This is a genomic window from Corynebacterium sp. KPL2838 (genome assembly GCF_040225455.1).
GTDB classification, from domain to species: Bacteria; Actinomycetota; Actinomycetes; order Mycobacteriales; family Mycobacteriaceae; genus Corynebacterium; species Corynebacterium rhinophilum.
Window position 1 is genome coordinate 41,346 of sequence record NZ_JBEHFT010000003.1, and the last position, 19,665, is coordinate 61,010.

The 19,665-nt window shown below is 59.8% G+C and carries 19 protein-coding genes; 4 read left to right on the forward strand and 15 right to left on the reverse strand.

Annotated elements, in window-relative coordinates:
* Window positions 1-82 precede the first annotated feature (82 nt).
* The 5 genes from lpqB to ABRP98_RS01745 all read right to left on the reverse strand — a co-directional run bounded on the left by lpqB (window position 83) and on the right by ABRP98_RS01745 (window position 5,485).
* Entirely contained in the window at window positions 83-1,828 is a 1,746-nt protein-coding gene (gene lpqB / locus ABRP98_RS01725) for an MtrAB system accessory lipoprotein LpqB (protein WP_349857156.1), read from the reverse strand.
* Window positions 1,829-3,688 (reverse strand): MtrAB system histidine kinase MtrB, encoded by a 1,860-nt coding sequence (gene mtrB, locus ABRP98_RS01730; protein ID WP_349857196.1) that lies wholly within the window; start codon window positions 3,686-3,688, stop codon window positions 1,829-1,831. It abuts the gene before it with no gap.
* Between the two features lie 69 nt (window positions 3,689-3,757).
* Window positions 3,758-4,450 (reverse strand): MtrAB system response regulator MtrA, encoded by a 693-nt coding sequence (gene mtrA, locus ABRP98_RS01735; RefSeq protein ID WP_284770025.1) that lies wholly within the window; start codon window positions 4,448-4,450, stop codon window positions 3,758-3,760.
* A 3-nt stretch (window positions 4,451-4,453) separates the two neighbouring features.
* Window positions 4,454-5,068 carry a dTMP kinase gene (locus tag ABRP98_RS01740; protein ID WP_284781761.1) on the reverse strand — a complete coding sequence of 205 codons (615 nt, stop codon included), beginning with the start codon at window positions 5,066-5,068 and terminating at the stop codon, window positions 4,454-4,456.
* A gap of 63 nt (window positions 5,069-5,131) precedes the next feature.
* Complete coding sequence (locus ABRP98_RS01745; RefSeq protein ID WP_023025612.1) at window positions 5,132-5,485, reverse strand: DUF4259 domain-containing protein; 354 nt, start codon at window positions 5,483-5,485, stop codon at window positions 5,132-5,134.
* Window positions 5,486-5,697: 212 nt separating this feature from the next.
* On the opposite strand from ABRP98_RS01745, the gene ABRP98_RS01750 reads away from it, so the two are divergent.
* Window positions 5,698-6,564, forward strand: a complete 867-nt coding sequence (locus ABRP98_RS01750; RefSeq protein ID WP_349857157.1) for a hypothetical protein — start codon at window positions 5,698-5,700, stop codon at window positions 6,562-6,564.
* Window positions 6,565-6,684: 120 nt separating this feature from the next.
* On the opposite strand, the gene manA is transcribed toward ABRP98_RS01750, so the two are convergent.
* Both manA and ABRP98_RS01760 read right to left on the reverse strand, forming a co-directional pair.
* Window positions 6,685-7,938, reverse strand: a complete 1,254-nt coding sequence (gene manA / locus ABRP98_RS01755) for a mannose-6-phosphate isomerase, class I (RefSeq protein WP_284852119.1) — start codon at window positions 7,936-7,938, stop codon at window positions 6,685-6,687.
* A gap of 6 nt (window positions 7,939-7,944) precedes the next feature.
* On the reverse strand, window positions 7,945-8,994 hold the full coding sequence (locus tag ABRP98_RS01760) for an exopolyphosphatase (protein WP_349857158.1): 1,050 nt from the start codon (window positions 8,992-8,994) through the stop codon (window positions 7,945-7,947).
* Window positions 8,995-9,035: 41 nt separating this feature from the next.
* Here ABRP98_RS01760 and cobA point away from each other — a divergent pair, with 41 nt between their 5' ends.
* On the forward strand, window positions 9,036-9,788 hold the full coding sequence (cobA, locus tag ABRP98_RS01765) for a uroporphyrinogen-III C-methyltransferase (RefSeq protein ID WP_284781762.1): 753 nt from the start codon (window positions 9,036-9,038) through the stop codon (window positions 9,786-9,788).
* Here the strand turns inward: cobA and ABRP98_RS01770 are convergent.
* From ABRP98_RS01770 to ABRP98_RS01785, 4 genes are read right to left on the reverse strand one after another with little or no spacing between them, the layout of a single operon-like run.
* Window positions 9,785-10,804: a sulfite exporter TauE/SafE family protein gene (locus ABRP98_RS01770; protein ID WP_349857159.1), complete on the reverse strand. Its 1,020-nt coding sequence runs from the start codon at window positions 10,802-10,804 to the stop codon at window positions 9,785-9,787. The two genes, cobA and ABRP98_RS01770, sit on opposite strands and share 4 nt — an antisense overlap.
* A complete protein-coding gene (locus ABRP98_RS01775) occupies window positions 10,798-11,523 on the reverse strand; it encodes a sirohydrochlorin chelatase (RefSeq protein ID WP_349857160.1) in 726 nt (241 codons plus the stop codon). Before ABRP98_RS01775 ends, ABRP98_RS01770 begins: the two co-directional genes overlap by 7 nt.
* A 9-nt stretch (window positions 11,524-11,532) precedes the next feature.
* A complete protein-coding gene (locus ABRP98_RS01780) occupies window positions 11,533-11,784 on the reverse strand; it encodes a hypothetical protein (protein ID WP_005277497.1) in 252 nt (83 codons plus the stop codon).
* Window positions 11,781-13,457 carry a nitrite/sulfite reductase gene (locus ABRP98_RS01785; protein WP_284852117.1) on the reverse strand — a complete coding sequence of 559 codons (1,677 nt, stop codon included), beginning with the start codon at window positions 13,455-13,457 and terminating at the stop codon, window positions 11,781-11,783. Before ABRP98_RS01785 ends, ABRP98_RS01780 begins: the two co-directional genes overlap by 4 nt.
* A 307-nt stretch (window positions 13,458-13,764) precedes the next feature.
* Between ABRP98_RS01785 and ABRP98_RS01790 the strand changes: the two genes are divergently transcribed.
* The gene (locus ABRP98_RS01790; protein WP_349857161.1) at window positions 13,765-15,117 is read left to right on the forward strand and encodes an FAD-dependent oxidoreductase; all 1,353 of its coding nucleotides are present in this window, start codon (window positions 13,765-13,767) and stop codon (window positions 15,115-15,117) included.
* An 8-nt stretch (window positions 15,118-15,125) separates the two neighbouring features.
* Here the strand turns inward: ABRP98_RS01790 and ABRP98_RS01795 are convergent, their stop codons facing one another.
* Together ABRP98_RS01795 and ABRP98_RS01800 are read right to left on the reverse strand one after the other, a co-directional pair.
* On the reverse strand, window positions 15,126-16,493 hold the full coding sequence (locus tag ABRP98_RS01795) for a phosphomannomutase/phosphoglucomutase (RefSeq protein WP_349857162.1): 1,368 nt from the start codon (window positions 16,491-16,493) through the stop codon (window positions 15,126-15,128).
* A 107-nt stretch (window positions 16,494-16,600) separates the two neighbouring features.
* Complete coding sequence (locus ABRP98_RS01800) at window positions 16,601-17,092, reverse strand: DUF3499 domain-containing protein (protein WP_410762405.1); 492 nt, start codon at window positions 17,090-17,092, stop codon at window positions 16,601-16,603.
* A gap of 94 nt (window positions 17,093-17,186) precedes the next feature.
* On the opposite strand from ABRP98_RS01800, the gene ABRP98_RS01805 reads away from it, so the two are divergent.
* On the forward strand, window positions 17,187-17,663 hold the full coding sequence (locus tag ABRP98_RS01805; protein ID WP_284781768.1) for a metallopeptidase family protein: 477 nt from the start codon (window positions 17,187-17,189) through the stop codon (window positions 17,661-17,663).
* Between the two features lie 85 nt (window positions 17,664-17,748).
* Here ABRP98_RS01805 and ABRP98_RS01810 read toward each other — a convergent pair whose 3' ends face one another.
* Both ABRP98_RS01810 and manB read right to left on the reverse strand, forming a co-directional pair.
* The gene (locus ABRP98_RS01810; protein ID WP_005277485.1) at window positions 17,749-18,042 is read right to left on the reverse strand and encodes a WhiB family transcriptional regulator; all 294 of its coding nucleotides are present in this window, start codon (window positions 18,040-18,042) and stop codon (window positions 17,749-17,751) included.
* A gap of 438 nt (window positions 18,043-18,480) precedes the next feature.
* Window positions 18,481-19,575 carry a mannose-1-phosphate guanylyltransferase gene (manB, locus tag ABRP98_RS01815; RefSeq protein WP_284609975.1) on the reverse strand — a complete coding sequence of 365 codons (1,095 nt, stop codon included), beginning with the start codon at window positions 19,573-19,575 and terminating at the stop codon, window positions 18,481-18,483.
* Between the last annotated feature and the right edge of the window lie 90 nt (window positions 19,576-19,665).

Genomic DNA, 19,665 nt, shown 5'->3' on the forward strand with positions numbered 1-19,665 from the left:
CAGTTCTCGCACGCTCACTGCGCACCACCGCCCCATCCCCGAAAGGCCTTTGCGGCGGCGCCACCTAGAGCGCAACCGCCTTCTAATCGGACACGATAGGCGAAGAACGCCGGCCCTGCAGGCCAGGCACCTCGCGCCAGTTCACCTCATCTACCACCGTGGCGGGAAGTTCCAACATGGCATGGGAATCCGTTATATAAAGCTTTGACGGCGAGGTCGCCACCGCGACTACTGGGGCGGTGATATTACCCGTCGGCATGGTAGATGCCGAAGAACCATCCTGCTCGATGCGCCATACCGGCGACTGACCAGAGGAGGTACCGACGATGAGCGAGCCATCGTTATTCCAATCCAGCGATAATGCCGAACCAGAGACCTCTGGACCCACCTCGCGGGCGTTGACGATGCGCTTATCGCCGCTGCTGGATTGGGCTACCGCAGCGATATAGACGTGGCCGTCAATGATCATCGCCGCGCGTGCGCCGCTATGGGAGAGCCGGATAACGGAGATTTCGCCCTCGATCTCATCAATGCTGCGGGCATCAACCTCGGATTCCGAAATCCGCCCGGTGGTCTTGGAACGCACGACGCGCACGATGCGGTCACCATCGACCACCGTCCAGGCGGCCTGCCCGTTGAATTCGAAGGTGGGCCGCGCCAGCGTCTTGCCGTCGACCGAGTCCTGCATGACGGAGCCGATTTCGCCCATTTGCAACTTGAAGTTACCACTAGACTTCCGGCTGACCGCCGCAATCATGCCGGAGTCGGTGACATCGACTGACTGCACATTGCCGCTCGAGCCCAAGGCACCAGTGATCGGCTCGGCCACCCCACTATCGACTTCCAGCACGTTGCCCTCGTTCAATGCGTACAGCGTGGACAGGGAATTGCTATTGATCTTGGGGTTATAGTCAGCAAAATCATCCACGCTGACTGTATCCATGCCTTCTACCAGGTTGCTGCCATCGGCCTTGACCTTGAAGGGGCCGATATGTCCGGCATCAGAAAGCGTCCAGACCAATTGCGCGGCAAAGCGGGTGCGGTCATTTTCATCCAGATCTGACAAGCCCTCGAACTGGTAGCCGTTTTCATTATCGTAGCCAGCAAAGGTGACCTTTTCATCCGCTGCCCGGCGGGTAGCCGGGGCAATGCTGCTGGACGGGCCTTCCATCAAGAGGGTAATCAGAGTGGACTCGGATTCTTCGCTGCCTTTATAGAGCCACCGGCGATCCGGGACGAGGACGTCATCGGTTTGTTTATAAAAATAGAGCGATTGCGGGGTGTAATGATTGCGCAGCTCATTGCGCTCAATAACCAATCCTGCCGGCAGCCCATTAATAAGCCACTGGTCATCCACCATTTTCATATCGATGGTAGCTTCGTAGCCTTCATTTTCCGGCACATACGCCCCACCGGATTTAAGCCGTCCAATGATGGTGCCCCGCACATTAAATGAGCGCACATCCTCCGCTGTGTTTTGTTTCTTATCGGGTGCGGTCACGATATCCAGGCTATCGACCACCATGACATCGCCCGAGGCATCCCACGCCCCGCGGGCGGTCTCCGTGAGGAATCCACGGGCCGCATCGTGATCATTGGTGGGAACGGCCGCAGCTCGGTAAAAATCGCGCAGGGTAAGGTCCGGGTCTGCCCCCACCTCTGGGGCAATGACTTCTTCCGGGCCATCGGGCTGATTGTGGTAGGTACCTACGACTTGGGGGCTCGTATCGTGCGGCAAGGTTGAGCAACCGGAAACAAAGCCCAGCACCGCCACCGCGCCCACTGCGGTGCTCCGCCGCCACAATCCGTTGCGTACGACCGAATTCATTTATATATCCCCCTTAAAATCTGGCGCCTTATAGGAGCGCCTCTCTGGCGACGCGGCCCCGCGATTGTGCTCGCGTTCGGAGGGCCACAGGATTCCGTCACCATCTGACTCAGCTGCGTCAGCGGAGTCATCGTCGATGCCAATTCCACGACCTACCACTGAGCTATTGCTTGGCGATGCCCCACCAGCGGACGCTCCGCCCTTATCTTCCGCTGCACCATCCTCCGTTGCATCAGCTTCCGCTTCCCCAGCTTCCTCGGTACTAATATCCGCGTTACTAGCATTCGCGGCGCCAGTTGCGCCGCTGGGGTCGGTGGTAGCAGGGGCATCGGCAAGCGCAGCGTGCCCAGAGTCTGAAGCTGTGCCTGGGGCACCTGGAATCTCGCGGGAAATGGGCTCATCACCAATCTCGGTATTCGGCTCGCGCGGGATGATGAGGCGGAAACGGGAACCATAGCCGAATACGCCAAAGGCATCGAGCGTGCCGCCATGCAGGGCTGCATCCTCGCGGGCGATGGCAAGGCCTAGCCCGGTGCCGCCGGAGTGGCGCTTGCGGGAAGAATCCGCGCGCCAGAAGCGGTTGAATACTAGTTCTTCTTGTCCTGGTTTCAGGCCCACGCCGTGGTCCGTAACGGCCACGCCGACGGCCTTATCTGTGGTGGCAATATCGATCACCACAGGTTTGCCCTCGGAATGGTCGATGGCATTGGCCAAGAGGTTGCGCAAAATACGCTCGATGCGGCGCGAATCGGCCTGGATGGTAATCCGCTCGTCCGGCATATTGCGAACGACCTCCACGTCGAGCTCCTGCGCCAAGTGCTCGACCTGGCGGTAGGCAGCGTCCACGCAAGAGCGCAGGTCAATGGCCGTGGTGGATAAGTCCGCCACGCCGGCATCGTGGCGGGAAATCTCCAACAGATCCGCCAGCAGCTCCTCGAAGCGGTCCAGCTCCCTGGACATGAGCTTGGAGGCACGCTGCGCGCCCGCGGGCAGGCTATCGGCCTCGGATTCAATGAGGTCTGCGGCCATACGCACGGTGGTAATGGGTGTGCGCAGCTCATGCGAGACATCGGAAGTAAATTGCCGCTGCAAATCGCCGTATTCCTCTAGCTGCGCAATCTGGGAGGATAATTTATCCGCCATATTATTAAAGGAGGCGGCAAGCCGGCCCATCTCATCGTCCCGGTCCACGGCCATGCGCTCCTTAAGGTGGCCGGCGGCCAGGCGCTGGGCAATGCGGGACGCGGACTTAATCGGGGTAATGACCTGCTGGGTAGCCAACCAGGCAATGCCCACCAGCAAGACCACGACCACCACGCCGGCTGCAGAGAGCAACCCGCGCATAAGCGCCATCGTGGATTCTTCCGATTCCATGGAAAGCGCCAGGTAGACCTGCAAATTCGGAATCTCTGCATCAGTGGGCGTGCCCACCATGAGCGCGTTATAGTAATCGCCATTGCCGCGCGGGACAGGGTAATACTGCTGCGCAATCTGGTCCTGGCCCACCATCTGCCGCATTTGTTCCGGCACCGGGAAATCCTCCGGTGAGGTGGTGATGGATCCATCCTGGTTTTCCACCACGATGACGGGTTCATAGACCGCCTGCGCATCGCCTTGTTGCGCAGAGAGCTGATCCAAAGAAGCGCGGGCGGAATTGATGCGCACCTGCACCGAGTTAGCGGAGCTGGTGGCATCGATTTGCTGCTCTACCGCCGTGCGGGCGCGCTCGAGTTCCTGCAGCGCCACGTCTTCTTTTTGGGATACCAGCCGCTGGGTCAGCACAGAGACCAAGGCGTAGGCCAAGATAATCATGACCACCGAGGAGGCGACCACAATCATGCCGATAACGCGCGCCTGCAATGAGGTGCGCAGCGTATCTACTATGGCGTCACGAATGCGCCGCACGCGGTCCAGAATTCTGATGCTTCCTTACTCCCCGGCGCCAGCCTTGCCGGTCTTATACCCCACGCCGCGCACCGTCAGCACGATCTGCGGATCTTCCGGATCGTGCTCGATCTTCGCGCGCAGGCGCTGCACATGCACATTAACCAAACGAGTATCGGAGGCATTGCGGTAGCCCCAGACGGATTCCAGCAGTGACTCGCGGGTATGCACCTGCCCTGGGTGCCGCGCCATTTCCAGCAGGAGATCGAACTCCAACGGGGTCAGGTTCAATTCGGTGCCATCGGTACGACGCACCGTATGTTCCGGCACGTCGATGACCAGATCGGCAACCTCAAGGGTTTCCGGTTCCGCGGAGTCAGTGCGGCGCAGGCGCGCCCGAATGCGGGCGATGAGCTCCTTCGGCTTAAAGGGCTTGGTGATGTAGTCATCCGCGCCAGATTCAAGGCCTAAGACCACATCCACGGTATCGGTTTTAGCGGTAAGCATGACAATAGGCACCGCGGACTCGCGCCGGATGGTGCGGCAGATATCCACACCATTCATGCCCGGCAGCATGAGGTCCAAAAGGATGAGATCCGGTTCGTGCTGGCGGAAGGCAGGAACGGCATCGTTGCCATCCATGACGGGGACGGGATTGAGTCCCTCAGATTCAAGGACAATGGTCAGCATTTCCGAAATCGCTGGATCATCATCCACAACCAAAATCGTTGGCGCCACGTTTTAATCTCCTACAAGGTCATTTATTGCTGCCGTAATAGTATCCGCATCGGCGGTGGCGATCCAGCGCCCGCCCCACCCGGACTCGACTAGGCGCCGGTAGGCGGCGGCGGTGCGCTCCTGCAATCCCCCATCGCGTTCATAGTGGTCGCGCTCGCGGGTAGAATCGCTAGCGGCTCGGGAGTGCGCTCTTGCCGATGCCACCTCCACCGCCGTATCCACATACACCTGCAGGTCTGCTTGTGGCAGGCCCAAGGTGCCAAATTCTAGGTCATAGACCCATTGGAAGAGGCTATCGTCGCGCAACCGGGCCGCGGAATAGGCAGCGTTGGAGGCTACATAGCGGTCTAGGATCACTACCTCGCGCGTTTGCTTCGCCGCCAGCAATTCCTCTTTTACCCCAAAGCGGTCGAGGGCGAAAAGCGTGGCCATACCGTAGGCCGAATCCGTAAGGTCGCCCATCTTTCCGTAGAGCGCCTCGCGCGCAAGCTGCGCGTGGATGGAGGTCTCATAACGCGGAAAGGAAACGGTTTTTACTGGGACTTGGAGGGCGTCCCGCACTGCGGTCGCAAGTGTATTTTTTCCGGCGCCATCAATGCCTTCAATGCTTATAAGCATGGTGAGATATGCAGAATCCTTTCTGCTCCTAGGCGGCGCCAGCGGCACCGAGGGAGGTGGGTTTTAAGAAAGCGCCTCGATAAACGGTTCCACGTCGTAGTCTTCTTCGACGGTATCCAGGATCTCAAGGGCATTTTCGGTCAGGGTATCGTCAACGGTTCCCACCAAGTCCCTAATATAGGGGTAGTCTTCAACGGTTTCGCTGGCGCTGAACGGCGCGCCCGCCCAAATGGCGGCGATCGTGGCCGCAGCGTGGGCGTTGAGCTGTTCTTCCTCGGTTAAATCGTTCTTGCTGCGAGCCACCTCGCAGGCATCCTGTACTGCGCGGATTACCCCTTCTTCATCGAGGTTTGCCAATTCATCTAGAAAATCCACGTTGAGATCGGTGCTAAAAATCTCTTCGTCCCAGCTGCTCATTTCTCACTCCTTCGACGGGTTTAGCGCCATTTATACACGCTTTTGCGGCGCAGAAAAATCGGGCATGAAAAGGATTGCATTGAAAATCCACTGTCCCATTTGAGCTTTGTTCACATATCACGGATTCTAAAGGCTGTCGCGAAAATTCCAATGCATGATACTCTCGTTATCAACTTGTTACCCACCCTATGTAACTAAGAAAGGAGAGCACGATGAAGCCAGATTCACGTCGCGTGTACGTGTTCATCGTGCTCGGCCTTATCGCCGCCGTCGTCGTGGGAGTGGGCGTGTGGCGCATGAGCACGCCGAGCGCCCGTTACTCCAACGCCGCGAATGAGTCCCCTACCTCTAGCGTGGCACCAAAAAATACTTCCGCTGAAGAATCGACGACATCGTCGACACATAAGAAGCCTTCGCCGGAAAACTCCACCTCCGCAGAGTCTAATTCAGGCGCTGGTGAATCGGACCATCAGCGCCCGCAATCGACGGACCCATACTTGGCGCCCAATGCCGTCACGCATCCCCACGCGGCTACCCGCCCTACCAAGGTGTACCGCCCCGGAAATGTCTACTCTCCAGACGCTTCCGCTAATAACGCCCCGTCCGCCCAGGGCGGCCAGGCTCCGCAGAATGGTAACGGTGCCGGCACCATGCAGGCAGCGCCGGATAATCCCAGCAAGCCGGATAACTTAGCACCGTCTTCCCCGGCACCAAGCTCACCAGCTCCATCTTCTGCTCCAAGCGAGGGGAAGCCAGGTCAAAGTGAACAGGGTGGAGAGTCCGGAAAACCGGTAGAGCCCGCCGGATCCGATAACCCGGAGTCGCCATCAACGCAGGCCCCACAAAAGTCATATACCAACGGGAGCGCGCAGCGCACCCCGTCTGCTCGTAATGCCACCACAGAGGATCACGGTGCGGGAACGAGCGCGCCTTCTAGCGCACCGCAGGCGAAAAATAAATCCCACGCCAAGCCGGAAGCAACCGGGAAGCCTGCCACTACGCAACAGACGGGAAACCAAGAGCCCACGGATCTCCCGGCAACGGGAAGCTCTGCCGCGGGATCTTCCGCTGCGCGTTAAGTCCTCTATGCGGCTAGCGCAACTGGTACCAAGGAGTTAGTCTCGGCCCAAATGCCGCCAACACCTAAAAGTGCCCCCTTGCTGGGATTTTCTAGCAAGGGGGCACAGTTATAAGACCTATTAGACTCGGGCGACGAATAATTGCGCCGTGCGGTCCTCAGGACTTGACTCATGTACAGCGTGAGCTTGGGCGGTAACCACACCATCGGAGGCCGGCAGCCATGCGGCTTGGCCCGGAGAAAGGATCAATTCCTCGCCCGCGGCATTGCGAAGGTTAAGGGAACCAGCGGTGCACAAGGCGATGGTGGGGCCGTCATAATCGAGGTCGACGGAAGAATCGGGCCCGAGCTCGGCGCGATCAAGCAGAAATTCATCGATGGGCACCGGATAGGACCAAGCCTCGGCACCATGGACGTTATCCTGGTTCCGCTTATCTTTTTGCTGCACCCGCGGCTCATTGGCGGCCGCATAGGTCAGGACCTTCACCAACTCCGGCACATCCACGAATTTCGGGGTCAATCCGCCGCGCAAGACGTTATCGGAATTGGCCATTATTTCTACGCCAAGTCCGGAGACATACGCATGGAGCTGCCCGGCGTCGAGGTAGACGGCCTCACCTGGGGCAAGCTCGATGTGGTTGAGCAAGAGCGCGCCAAGCACGCCAATATCGCCAGGATAGCGGTCATTCAGGTCCACCACCGTAGCCATGACCCGCGCCTTCCAATCCTTCGGGTCGGCGGAAATCAGGCGCTCGCCGGCGGCAATGATGGCCTTAATAAGCTCCTTGCGCTTGGCCGAAGGGATGGTAATCCACGTGGTGAAAAGCACCCGGAGGTTGGCGGATTCGGAGGATTCCGCGGGGTCATCGTCAAGCATGGCAAGATAACGCTCAAGCTCTGGGCACTCCAAGGCGGCAAAGAGCTCGCGGGTTTGTGCTAGGGGACGGAACCCGGCCATGGCGTAGAAATCCGAGAGCGCCACGATAAGTTCCGGCTTGTGGTTATCGTCCTTGTAATTGCGATTTGCGGCCTGCAGGGCAATACCCGCCTCGTTTTCGCGGGAGAAGCCCTCTTCGGCCTGCTCCTTGGAGGGGTGGGCCTGCAAAGATAGCGGGTCTTCGGCGGCGAGAATCTTCAACAAAAACGGCAGTTTTTCGCCGTATTCTTTGTAGACTCGCGTACCCAACTGACCTTCTGGATCCTCCGCAATCACCTCGTTGAGAAGCTGGCCTTCCACCGTGGAAGGATCACCGGGGTGGGCACCAAACCAGAGTTCAGCTACCGGCTTTCCTGCGGCTTCTTCGCCCCGCAGCTCAGGGATGAGGGTGCGTGATCCCCAGGAATAGTTGCGGATTGCGCCTTCCAGTAATTGCATATATTTCTATCCTTTAGAAATCTCGTAGGCGGTCGCGGCAAAACTCCGCGTAATAAGCTGCAGCGAGCGGGCAAGGTGCCCTAGGCCCGGTTCCGGGTCGGTGCTGCGGACTGCAAGCGAGTTGGGCAGGTTCGCCTCTTCCTGCCCCCAGAAAATCACTTTTAAGGGTATCAAAGGTGCCTCCGCGCCAGCACCGTCGATAAAGGGATCGTAGAAAAGGTCATCGGCCGGCGTGGACGCCGTGCTGGATTCGGCGTCTCGGTCGAGTGCGCCACTCAGGTCAGCGGGCTCGACGAAGGTCCCGGGCAGCCCGTGCACGGCCCAGATAGTCGCGGCCATGCGGGCGACCAGGGTATCGATGTGCACGCGCTCACGGCGCTCGGCATATGCATAGGGATCGATAACGCAAGAATGGATAATCCGCGCAACCTCTGCGTATTCGCGCAGCTGCCGTCCCGGATTGATGGCATCATCGCGCTCTGGAGAAAGCTGCTCGATTTCGCGGTCCACGGCGGCGGCGAGGTCCTCTAGCTCCTCGCGCACCGCATGCGGGGAGGTATGCACGATGCTGCACAGCGCGTATAGGGCCGTGATAAATCGCGCCGGCGAGCAGCCCTCTGCGGTGGGAAGCGACGGGGCAATCAGGGTGTCCTCTGGGCAATCCTCTACCAAGGGACCGCTTGCCGGGCCCACCAGAATTGTGGTGGCGCCGCGCTGGCTCGCGGCAATGAGTGCGCGGGAGGCCCAATCGCATTCTGCGGGCTCGCCCACTGCCACGACGATATCGAGCGCGCCCACGTACTGCGGCAGCGATTCCGTCACCACCAGCGGGATGCGCAGCGGTTCGGCCAAGCCGACGCCGAGGTGCGCTGCCTCGCGGGCGATGGCGTCGGTGGGTAATATGACCAAGGAGCGCGGGTTGAGCCCGTTTAAGATTTCACCCCAGCGCTCCACTTGCCCGGCGAGCAGACGAATCTGCGCACCCTCGTGGGCGACATCAAAAAATCGCACCGTTTCGGTGTCATAGGTGGAACCATCAGTGAAACCGTTATCCATATCGCTCTAGCATAGTCGGGCTCCCACTAAGATGGTGCGGCATGACGTCAGCACAGATTCATCCCGTATCCCTTATCGGTGGCGGCCCCGGCGCGTGGGACCTGATTACGGTTCGCGGCATGCGCGCCTTACAGGAGGCCGAGGTCATCTTGACCGATCACCTAGGCCCTGCCCCGCAGTTGGATAAGCTCTGCGATATTTCCGCAAAGGAGCTTATCGATGTCTCCAAGCTGCCCTACAAGAAGTCGATTACGCAGGACAAGATCAATGAGCTGCTCATCGAGCATGCCCAAGCCGGGCGGAAGGTGGCGCGGCTCAAGGGCGGCGATCCTTTCGTGTTCGGCCGCGGCTTTGAAGAGGTACAGGCCCTAGCCCAGGCATCTATCCCCACCACCGTGATCCCGGGAGTGACCTCCGCTATTTCCGTGCCTGCAGGCATTGGCATCCCCGTCACCCAGCGCGGCATGGTCCACGGCTTTACCGTCGTATCGGGCCACCTGCCTCCGGGGCACGAGAAGTCCCTCGTGGATTGGCACGCCCTGGCCCAATCCGGCGCGACCTTATCCATTATCATGGGCGTGAAAAATGCCCCGGCGATTGCCAGGGCATTGCAAGACGGCGGGCTTGCTGGGTCGACGCCGTGCGCGATTATCCAGGAGGGCACCCTGAACACGCAGCGGGAATTTCGCTGTGAACTAGCGCAACTTGCGCAGACGATGGAGGATCATAATGTCTCCTCCCCCGCCGTCTATGTCATTGGCGAGGTTGCCGGCCTCGGCCCAGCCGGGGATTAGGCCTTATCCGCCTGCGGTGCGGAGTCCTCCACGATGCTCACGTCCTTGGAGGCACCGGCCGCGTTGTGCGCAAAGCCTGCGGCATGAAATTCCGCGTGTGCCTTGGTCTCGGCGTTCTCGGCTTCCAGCTCCCTTACGCGAGCAGCCCGGGTAGCCCGCGCGCCGTGGATGGTAGCGGAAATACCCACGCCGAGAATCATGACCATGAGCAGCGGGGAGACGAAGCCCGGCACCGTCAGCCCGAAGTAGGTTTCTAGCCCGCCTAAGACCTTGCCGATATTCAGCGCCACGATAGCCGTACCCACGAGGCCACCGAGGACTACCGGCTCAATCCGGGAAATCACCCATGCCGCAATCGGCGCGGCAATGGAACCACCGATGAGCAGGGCCAACACGGCGGAGAGGTTGGCGACGATATCCTGCCACAATCCAACGACGAAGCCGAGGGTGGCGCCCAGTGTGACCAGGAATTCGGCGGTATTTACCGTGCCGACGATGCGGCGAGGCTGCTCGCGGCCAATTGCCATAAGCGTCGAGGTAGACACCGGACCCCAGCCGCCGCCACCGGTGGAGTCAACGAAGCCGCCAACAGAACCGAGCCCGATCAAAAATGGGGTGGAATGGCTGCGTTTTTGTACGAACTTCGCCCGGCGCGGGCGGGAAAAGCGCCAGATGAGGTTGCTGCCGATGGCCACCAGGATGAGCGCGGTAATGGGAGCGGCCGCATCGGTGGAGATATTGGAGAGCACGGTGGCGCCGATAAACGCCGCGATGGCACCCGGCACGCCCAGCCGGAAGACGGGTTTCCAATCCACATTGCCAAAGCGGGCGTGGCTGAGGCCAGACATTGCAGTCGTCCCCAGTTCCGCGGTGTGGACTACGGCGGAGGCTTGGGCGGGTCCCAGGCCCGCCAGGAGGAGGATGGTGGTTGAGGTAACGCCGAAGCCCATGCCGATGCCGCCATCGACAAGCTGGGCGGCCGCACCGGCCACGGCGATTAAAATAAGGGTTAGCATGGAACACCGACCTCCTGGGCGATGTGATAGTGAGCAGCAACGATGCCAGCGAGATCGGTACCAAGAACGGGATCGACGGTGACATTGCTGGGGGTAGATGACAGTGGTTTAAGAAGCAGTCCTGCGGTAACAAACAGCGGGATAACCCGCATTCGCGCAGTGCTTCTTGCCAATGCATGAATGTCATTGCTGCCACCGCGGGTGGCGAACGCGGCCGTGGCGGGTACACCGGTGAGCTGGGATACCCGAGCGGCGAGCCGGTGGATGGAGTCATTGGCCGCAGCATCAGAGGAACCAACGGAGTAGATGACGTGGTGGGTATCCCCAGACCTGGCGCGTGCGGCGAGCACCGCCGCCAATTCCGCTTCTGCGGCTTCCCGCCTGCCCACATCTCGTACGGCACGCCCTCCGCCTAAGCACTCACCTTGCACCAAGCGCAGGCCTGAAGTCTGTTCGGCCGCAGCGATAACGCGGGGAACGTCAACGCGCTGGTGGTAACCCTGCGTAAAGAGCAATGGAATGACTACGGCCGTATCCTCCCCGCAACGAGCGAGATCGACCGCAGCGGCGGTGAGATCGGGAGTATTGAACTCCAGGTGCGCCGCACGATAAGCCGGTCGGCCTGGTATCGCGGCGGCAGCGGTCTGGGTGAGCCGTTCAATGCCGGCGGCGGCGCCCGAGTGGCGCGAGCCGTGGGACAAGGTAATGAGTGCGGTCATGGTGCATCCTTAATCCACTGGAGCCGTGGAGTGTCCGCGGCGGGCTAGGGAGCGCTGCAGGGCCTCAGTGGAAGAGACTGCTGGGGCCGGTGCTACGGGGGCATCATCTTGTCCGTGGAAGCGGACCGAAAATACGCGCAGGCACTCCTGGCAATTCCAGGCAAAGTCGTCTTCTTCATCGGGGAAAAGATCAGTGCCGGCGCAGTACGGGCAAAAGGTGGGGTGATTGCGATTGGGATTAGGTTTTCGGCGAAAATTCACTGCAGATCTTCCTCCTCGGCGCGCAGTACCCAGTGGCGGAACTGCTCGCCTTCTTCGCGTTGTTCCTTGTATTTATTGACCAGCCGGATGACGTAGTCCGGTACTTCATCGGCCACGACCTTGTGACCGCGGAGCTTGCGGCCCCAGTCGGGGGAAAGGCCGAGGGCGCCGCCCAAGTGGACCTGGAATCCCTCGACGCGGTTGCCATCGGCATCGGTGACAATCTGACCTTTAAGCCCGATATCGGATACCTGGGAGCGCGCGCACGCATTGGGGCAGCCATTGAGTGCGATGGAAATGGGCACATCCAAATCCCCCAGGGTGTCCTCGAGGATGTCCACCAATTCGATGGCACGGGCCTTCGTGGTCACGTGCGCCAACTTGCAAAATTCCAGACCAGTGCAGGAAATGACGCCGCGGCGGAACTCCGTGGGCTGGGAATACAGGCCCGTTTCATCCAGCGCACGCGAGAGCGCCGGAATATCGTCTTCCTCCACATCGAGGAAGAGCAATTCCTTCATCGGGGTGGTACGGATGCGCGAGATGCCGAACTTTTCTGCCACATCAGCAATGGCAATCAGCTGTTCGCCCGTTGCATGGCCCACGGTAGGTTTCACGCCGACGTAGAATTTGCCGTCCTTTTGCTTGTGCACACCTAGGTGATCGCGGCTGCCGGGATTGACCTCGAGCGGGATGCCATCGGCCAACGGCTTCTCCAGGTACTCCTCCTCGAGGACCTGCCGGAACTTTTCGATGCCCCATTTAGCCACCAAGAACTTCAGGCGCGCGCGATTGCGATTGCGGCGGAAACCGTAGTCGCGGAAGATGCTGACCACGCCGGCCCATACTTCCGGCACGCGCTCGAGTGGCACCCACGCGCCTAATGACTGCGAGAGCATGGGGTTGGTGGACAGTCCCCCGCCCACGAAGCAATCGAAACCGGGGCCGTATTCGGGGTGGTTGACGCCTACGAAGGCAACGTCTTGAATTTCGTGCGTAACGTCCTGGCGCGCATTGCCGGAAATAGCGGTTTTGAACTTGCGGGGAAGGTTATGGAACTCCTCGCGCGGTAAGTAATTATTCTTGATTTCCTCGATAGCTGGGGTGGCATCGATAATCTCATCTTCGGCCACTCCTGCGACCGGCGAGCCCAAGATGACGCGCGGCACATCGCCGCACCCCATCAAAGTGCCAAGGCCCACAGATTCGAGTTTGTCCCAGATGGTGGGCACATCTTCGATCTGAATCCAGTGCAGCTGGATATTCTGCCGGTCTGTAAAGTCCGCGGTAGAGCGAGCATAATCGCGCGAGATTTCTCCCACCGCGCGCAGCTTGGCCGGATCAGCGCGGCCGCCATCGAAGCGCACGCGCATCATGAAGTATTCATCTTGCAATTCTGCATTAGACAGCTTGGCGGTCATCTCCCCGCCCAAGTTCTGATTGCGCTGCGTATACAGCCCCAACCACTTAAAGCGCGGCGCTAAATCCTCCGGTGGGATGGAGGAAAATCCCTGCTTAGAGTAGATGTCTATTACGCGCTGCTTGGCAGAAAGGCCACCATCGTCCTGCTTGATGGCCTCATCGTTATTCAACGGTTCCTTACCGTCAATTTTCCATTGGCCCTCGGGCTTATTGGCGCGTGGCTTGCGTTTGGTCGTCGTTGCGGTAGCCATAATGTGGTGTAGACCTCCCTTTCAAAGCGTTGAAGGAAAACCTACCCGTCTACAGTTTACAGACAAAGCGGTCTGTTTTATTTTCACTCTCGTCAGCTCTGTGACCAGCGCATTAAAGGCATTTAATAAAGAATCTAATTATCCCACTTGTGTACAAACAGACCATACGGTTCACTCTGTTAAGAGAAATCCCGCACTCAACCACCACAAATAGACCATCTAGTCTATTTATATCTATCCGTTGAGGAACCCTGTTTCCCTTCACATTGCCGCGGGAGAATACGCACACTAGAAAGGCAGATTTACCGTGTCAGACAAACCCTTAAACGTAGCCGTCATTGGTGCCGGTCCTGCCGGCATTTACGCCTCCGACATTCTGGTGAAAAAGACCGGCGGAAACGTGCGCATCGATCTCATTGAGCAAATGCCCGCGCCCTTCGGTCTCATCCGCTACGGCGTGGCCCCTGACCACCCACGCATTAAAGGGATCATTAATTCCTTGCACCGCGTCTTAGATACGGAGCAGATTCGCCTGCTGACCAACGTGCACATCGGCCGCGATATCACGGTTGATGAGCTCCAGCAGCACTACGATGCCGTCATCTTCGCCACTGGCGCCGTAGGCGATCGCCACCACGATATCCCTGGGGCACAACTGCAGGGAGTGCACGGCGCCGGTGAGTTCGTGGGCTTTTATGACGGAAATCCGCGTTTTGAGCGCGAGTGGGATCTCTCCGCCAGCGAGGTCGCCGTCATCGGCGTGGGCAATGTGGGACTGGATGTCTCACGCATTTTGGCCAAGACGGGCGATGAGCTCAAGGTGACCGAAATCGCCGATAATGTCTACGATTCGCTGGCACAAAATAAGGCAGAGACCGTACGCGTCTTCGGGCGCCGCGGGCCCGCCCAAGCCAAGTTCACCCCGCAAGAGCTCAAAGAGCTCGACCATTCGGAGAACATCAATGTGGTCGTCTCCCCCGAAGATATTGATTACGACGAGGCCTCGCTAGAGGCTCGCGCTTCCAGCAAGTCTACGGATTTGGTCTGCCAGGTTCTTGAGCAATATGCCATTCGCGATCCCAAACAGGCCCCGCATACGCTGCAGATCCACCTCTTCGAGCAGCCGGTGGAGATCCTCGGTGAGAACGGCCGAGTCAGCGGGATTAAAACGGAGCGCACCGAGCTGACCGGCGATGGCAGCGTGCGCGGGACGGGTAAATTCACCACGTGGCCAGTGCAAGCGGTCTACTTTGCCACGGGCTACCGCTCGGACGCCGTGGATGGCGTGCCATTTAATAGCGAGAAAAACGTCATCAACAATGACGGCGGCCACGTCATCGACGAAGAGGGCGCCATCGTGCCCGGCCTCTACACCACCGGCTGGGTAAAACGCGGGCCCGTGGGCCTGATTGGCAATACCAAGTCCGATGCCAGTGAAACCATTGGCATGCTGCTTGATGATGCCGCCGCGGGCACCCTACCGTCCCCCACCGTCGGCGATATCACCGAGGCCTTCGCAGATAAGGGCATCGACTACCTCACGTGGCAAGATTGGCAGCGCCTCGATGCCGCTGAGCGCGCTTTGGGCGAGAGCGAAGGCCGCGAGCGAAAGAAGTACGTGGAGTGGGAAGACATGGTCGCCCACTCCCGTGCGCAGTAATTCAGTAATTAACACCTGATGATGGCGAGGACCTCGTCTACGATCTGCTGGACCTCTTCAGAGGTCTTCGCCTCAACATTGAGTCGCAGCAGCGGCTCGGTATTGGAAGCGCGCACATTGAACCAGGCATCCGTGCCCTTGAGCTCGACCGTAACGCCATCGAGCTCATCGACGGATTCAATCTTATCCGCCAGCTCATCGAGTACCGCCTGGGTGGCGGCCTTTTGATCCGCCACGGTGGAGTTGATCTCCCCGGAGGCCTCATAGCGGGAGTATTCCGCCATGAGCTTGCTCAAAGGCTTATCCGTCTGCCCCAGCGCGGCTAGCACGTGCATGGCCGCCAGCATGCCGGAATCGGCATTCCAGAATTCTTGGAAGTAGTAGTGCGCGGAGTGCTCGCCGCCAAAGGCCGCCTTGTGCTCGGCCATTTGAGCCTTGATGAAGGAGTGGCCCACGCGCGTGCGCACTGCGGTACCGCCCTTTTCCGCGATGAGCTCCGGCACCGTCTTGGAGGTAATTAGGTTGTGGATGATGGTCGCGCCTGGAAATTTATCCAAGTAGCGGCTAGCCACCAGGGCGCAGATGGCAGACGGCGATACCGGCTGGCCCTTTTCATCCACCACGAAGCAACGGTCCGCGTCGCCGTCAAAGGCAAGGCCGATATCGGCCTTTTGCTCTACGGTGAATTTCTGCAGATCCTCTAGGTTCTTGGGATCCAGCGGGTTCGCCTCATGGTTGGGGAAGGTACCGTCGAGCTCGAAGTAGAGATCGCGGACATCAAAGGGAAGGCCATCGAAGACGGCCGGGACGGTGTGTCCGCCCATGCCATTGGCGGCATCGACGGCCACGACCAGCGGCTTGGACTCTTCCAGCGGCACGAGGTGGCGCAGGAAGTCCGCGTAACCAGTCAGGATTTCTTGCTCGGCGATGGCACCATTGGGGCCGTCGTAGTTTGGGGTGCCATCGATAAGCATCTGCTTAATCTCTTCCAGCCCAGTCTGTTGTCCAACGGGGACGGCACCGGCGCGGCAGAGCTTGATGCCGTTGTACTTCGCCGGGTTGTGGGAGGCGGTAAACATCGCGCCCGCGCACTCCATAGAACCCGCGGCATAGTAGAGCTCATCGGTGGAGGTAAGACCCAGCAGAGTCACGTGGAGGCCTTGGCTCACCACGCCTTCAGCAAAGGCTTGCGCCAGCGCGGGAGAAGACGGACGCATATCGTGGCCTACGGCCACGGTGTTTTCGCCTTCTTCGCGCAGGATTGCGGCGAAAGCGGCGCCAGTATCGCGCACGAAGTCTTCATCGATATCTTCGCCCACCACGCCACGGACGTCATAGGCCTTAATCACTGCATCAAGATGCTCACGAGTTCGCATACCTCGCAATAATACTCCCCGCCTGCGGGCAACTAGGGCAGTACTCCATCCGTGTCTGCAGCTAGCTAGCGCAAACTTTCACGGGCGCTGTGCCCAGCGCCCGTGGTTTAGTCAGACTCAGAGTCCGTGTCCTGCCTCTCGGCAGAATTATCTTCGCTGTGCGCATCGGGAACTACGGACAGGTGAGCGCGGCGGGCCTTTTTGGCATAGGCCACGCGGCGAGTGCGAAATACTGGGTGATTGGAATTGGCAGGATCAGCGCCATCGAAGGTGGCGGTGTAATCGATGGGATCTGCCCCGGAGCCGGCGCTGCGGTCATCGACAAGCCCCGTGGTTACCCTGCCGTCTTCCTTGACCGCCTGAGCCAGGGCCATAAGGTCATCATCCTCGTCGAGCTCAATGCGGTCTACGCGCACCAGCTCCCACCCCACCGGCGCAGAGATGCGGTCGCGGTGGGTGCTGCACAGATCCCAGCTATGCGGGTTATCCTCTTCTGCCAGCGGACCAACCACTGCGGTTTGATCCGCATATGCATAGGTCAACGTCGCCACGGCGGGTCGGCCGCAGCCTGGGCGGGAGCAATGGCGAGATTCAGTCACGGACAATAGTCTAAACCCTTGGTTGAGATTTAGATAGTACTTCCCCGGCGTGGCTGCACTTATTGCGCCGCCACCGAGCTTTAGAATCAACGCCATGACCGCCGCTCGCCCCCGCCCGCATATTCGTCCCGCCCGCGACCGCCACGGGCGCGGCCTGCACGGGCCCTTGCTACCGCAGCAAACCCCGCGCTACCGCAGCGCCCGCGAGCTCTTCGATGCCGCCGTCCTCGAGGCCTACGCACCCATTCAGCACGCCTTCGCCCCGCAATTGCGCGGGCTCGACCTTGCGGTAGATACCATCCCGCGCATGCGACTTTCGGCAGATATGACGGTGCTGCCAGATGAGATCATTGCTGATGGCCCAGTGCCGCTCGGCCGCATCGTGCCCGCCGGTGTCGACTCTGCTGGCACCCCCACTCGCGCCCGGCTCGTTATCTTCCGCATGCCCATTGAGCAGCGTGCCGTCACCTCCGCCGAGCGCGCGGAACTCCTCGGCACGGTCATTACCGCCCTGGTGGCCAATTACTTAAACCTCGCCCCAGAGGAGGTAGACCCGCGCTATAGCTGGTAGGGAGGTTTTCGCACCACAAAGAAAACTCTAGCCCTTGACCGCACCACTCAGGGGGCGCAGCCAAGGGCTAGAGCACACAACTTAATTAACCAATCTCGCGCTTAAGGCGGCGGCGTTCGCGGTCCGAAAGCCCGCCCCAAATTCCGAAGCGTTCATCGTGCTCCAGCGCGTATTCCAAGCATTCATCGCGCACCGCGCAGGCTTGGCAGATACGCTTTGCCTCACGGGTGGAACCTCCCTTTTCAGGGAAGAATGCCTCTGGATCCGTCTGCGCACACAACGCTTGATCCTGCCACTCCTGCTCGACGGCACCGAAGAGTTCATCGAGCGATACCTCTGCAGCAGCACCGCCACGGAGAATGGCGTTGTTATTAGCCATTTTGTCCACGCCTTTTCCTTTCTCCGAGGTTGGGTAATCCTAATCAGTGCAACCGACTGTACACGAGGCTGAAGTGCGGCTGAATCGCCGTCAATCCGCGAACCAATCCGTGAAAACAAGTGCGTCGGTCGCTGTTTCTTGCACTGATGTAATTTCACACCGGATCACTAAATATCGTCAACCTGAATTAGTGCCTTTTTCGCGCTTTATCGCAAAAACGCTGCACACGATCCCCATCCGTCACATTAGTAACACCCGGTGCCATCCGGGGGTGTAGGTAGGGGGTACTAGATATAGTGGTACCCGGTTTTTCTGTCAACAATTTTCAGAAACTTTCGGCGTGTCTCCCAAATCTCGACCGGGCAGGGATCACAAAGCCCTCCGCACCGCGCGGCGTTACCGAGCTGCAGGCGGTGCGGAGGGAAGGCGGCGGGCTCTTTAGGCGTCGGAGCTAAAGCGAATGCCGGCATCCGGGATGGTCACGCCGGGAAAGACTCGCATGCCGTCCACAAGCTCACAGCGGGCACCCACGTGGGCGCCTTCGCCGATGACGCAGTTTTCGATAACCGCATTGGCACCGATGTGGGCGCCAGAGGCAATGATGGAGTTGTGGATGATGGCGCCCGGTTCGATGCGCACGCCATCAAAGACCACCGTTCCCTCCAGGCGGGAGCCCGCGCCCACCTCGGATCCGCGGCCCACCGCGGTGCCAGATAGCAGCAGCACGCCGCCGGCAATTCCCGCAGAGGATTCCACGAGGGACTCGCCGGTGCGACCTTCCAACAGCGGCGATGGGGCGATGCCGCGCACCAAGTCGGAGGAGCCGCGGGTGAAGTCATCCGGGCGGCCCATATCGCGCCAGTAGGAGTTATCGACATGGCCGACGACCAAGCGGCCATCGGCAAGCAAGCCCGGGAAGGTCTCGCGCTCAACCGAGACCACGCGGTCTGCAGGGATGGACTCGATGACGGAGCGGTCAAAGACGTAGCAACCGGCATTGATCTGGTTGGTTGGTGGATCCTCGGTCTTTTCCAAAAAGGCCGTGACCCGGCCCTCAGAATCCGTGGGCACGCAGCCAAAGGCGCGCGGATCCGCCACGTTGAGCAGGTGCATGGTGACATCGGCACCCTTGTTGTGGTGCGTGGTCAAGATGCCCTCTAGATCCATGCCGGAAAGAACATCGCCGTTGAAGACCATGACGGTGTCATTGCGCAGCTTGTCATAGACGTTGCGGATGCCGCCGCCGGTGCCCAGCGCGGTTTCTTCCACCACGTATTCAATGTCCAGGCCAAGCTCCGAGCCATCACCAAAGTATTCCTCGAAAACCTCTGCCTTGTACGAGGTGGACATCACCACGTGCTCAATGCCCGCGGCCTTGATGCGGGCGAGCAGGTGCTGCAGGAACGGGTAGTTTGCCGTCGGCAGCATGGGCTTGGGCGTACCAATGGTCAGTGGGCGCAGGCGGGTACCGCGCCCGCCCACCAAAATCACCGCATCGGTGGTGGCACCATGAGTGGTGGCTGCTTCAGTCATAGTCATCCTTTGTATGCAGACAATCTTATTCTGAGGTTTTTCGAAGGTCAGTGTATGCGGCCGCGGCCAGAAACCAGGTCAACGGCACGC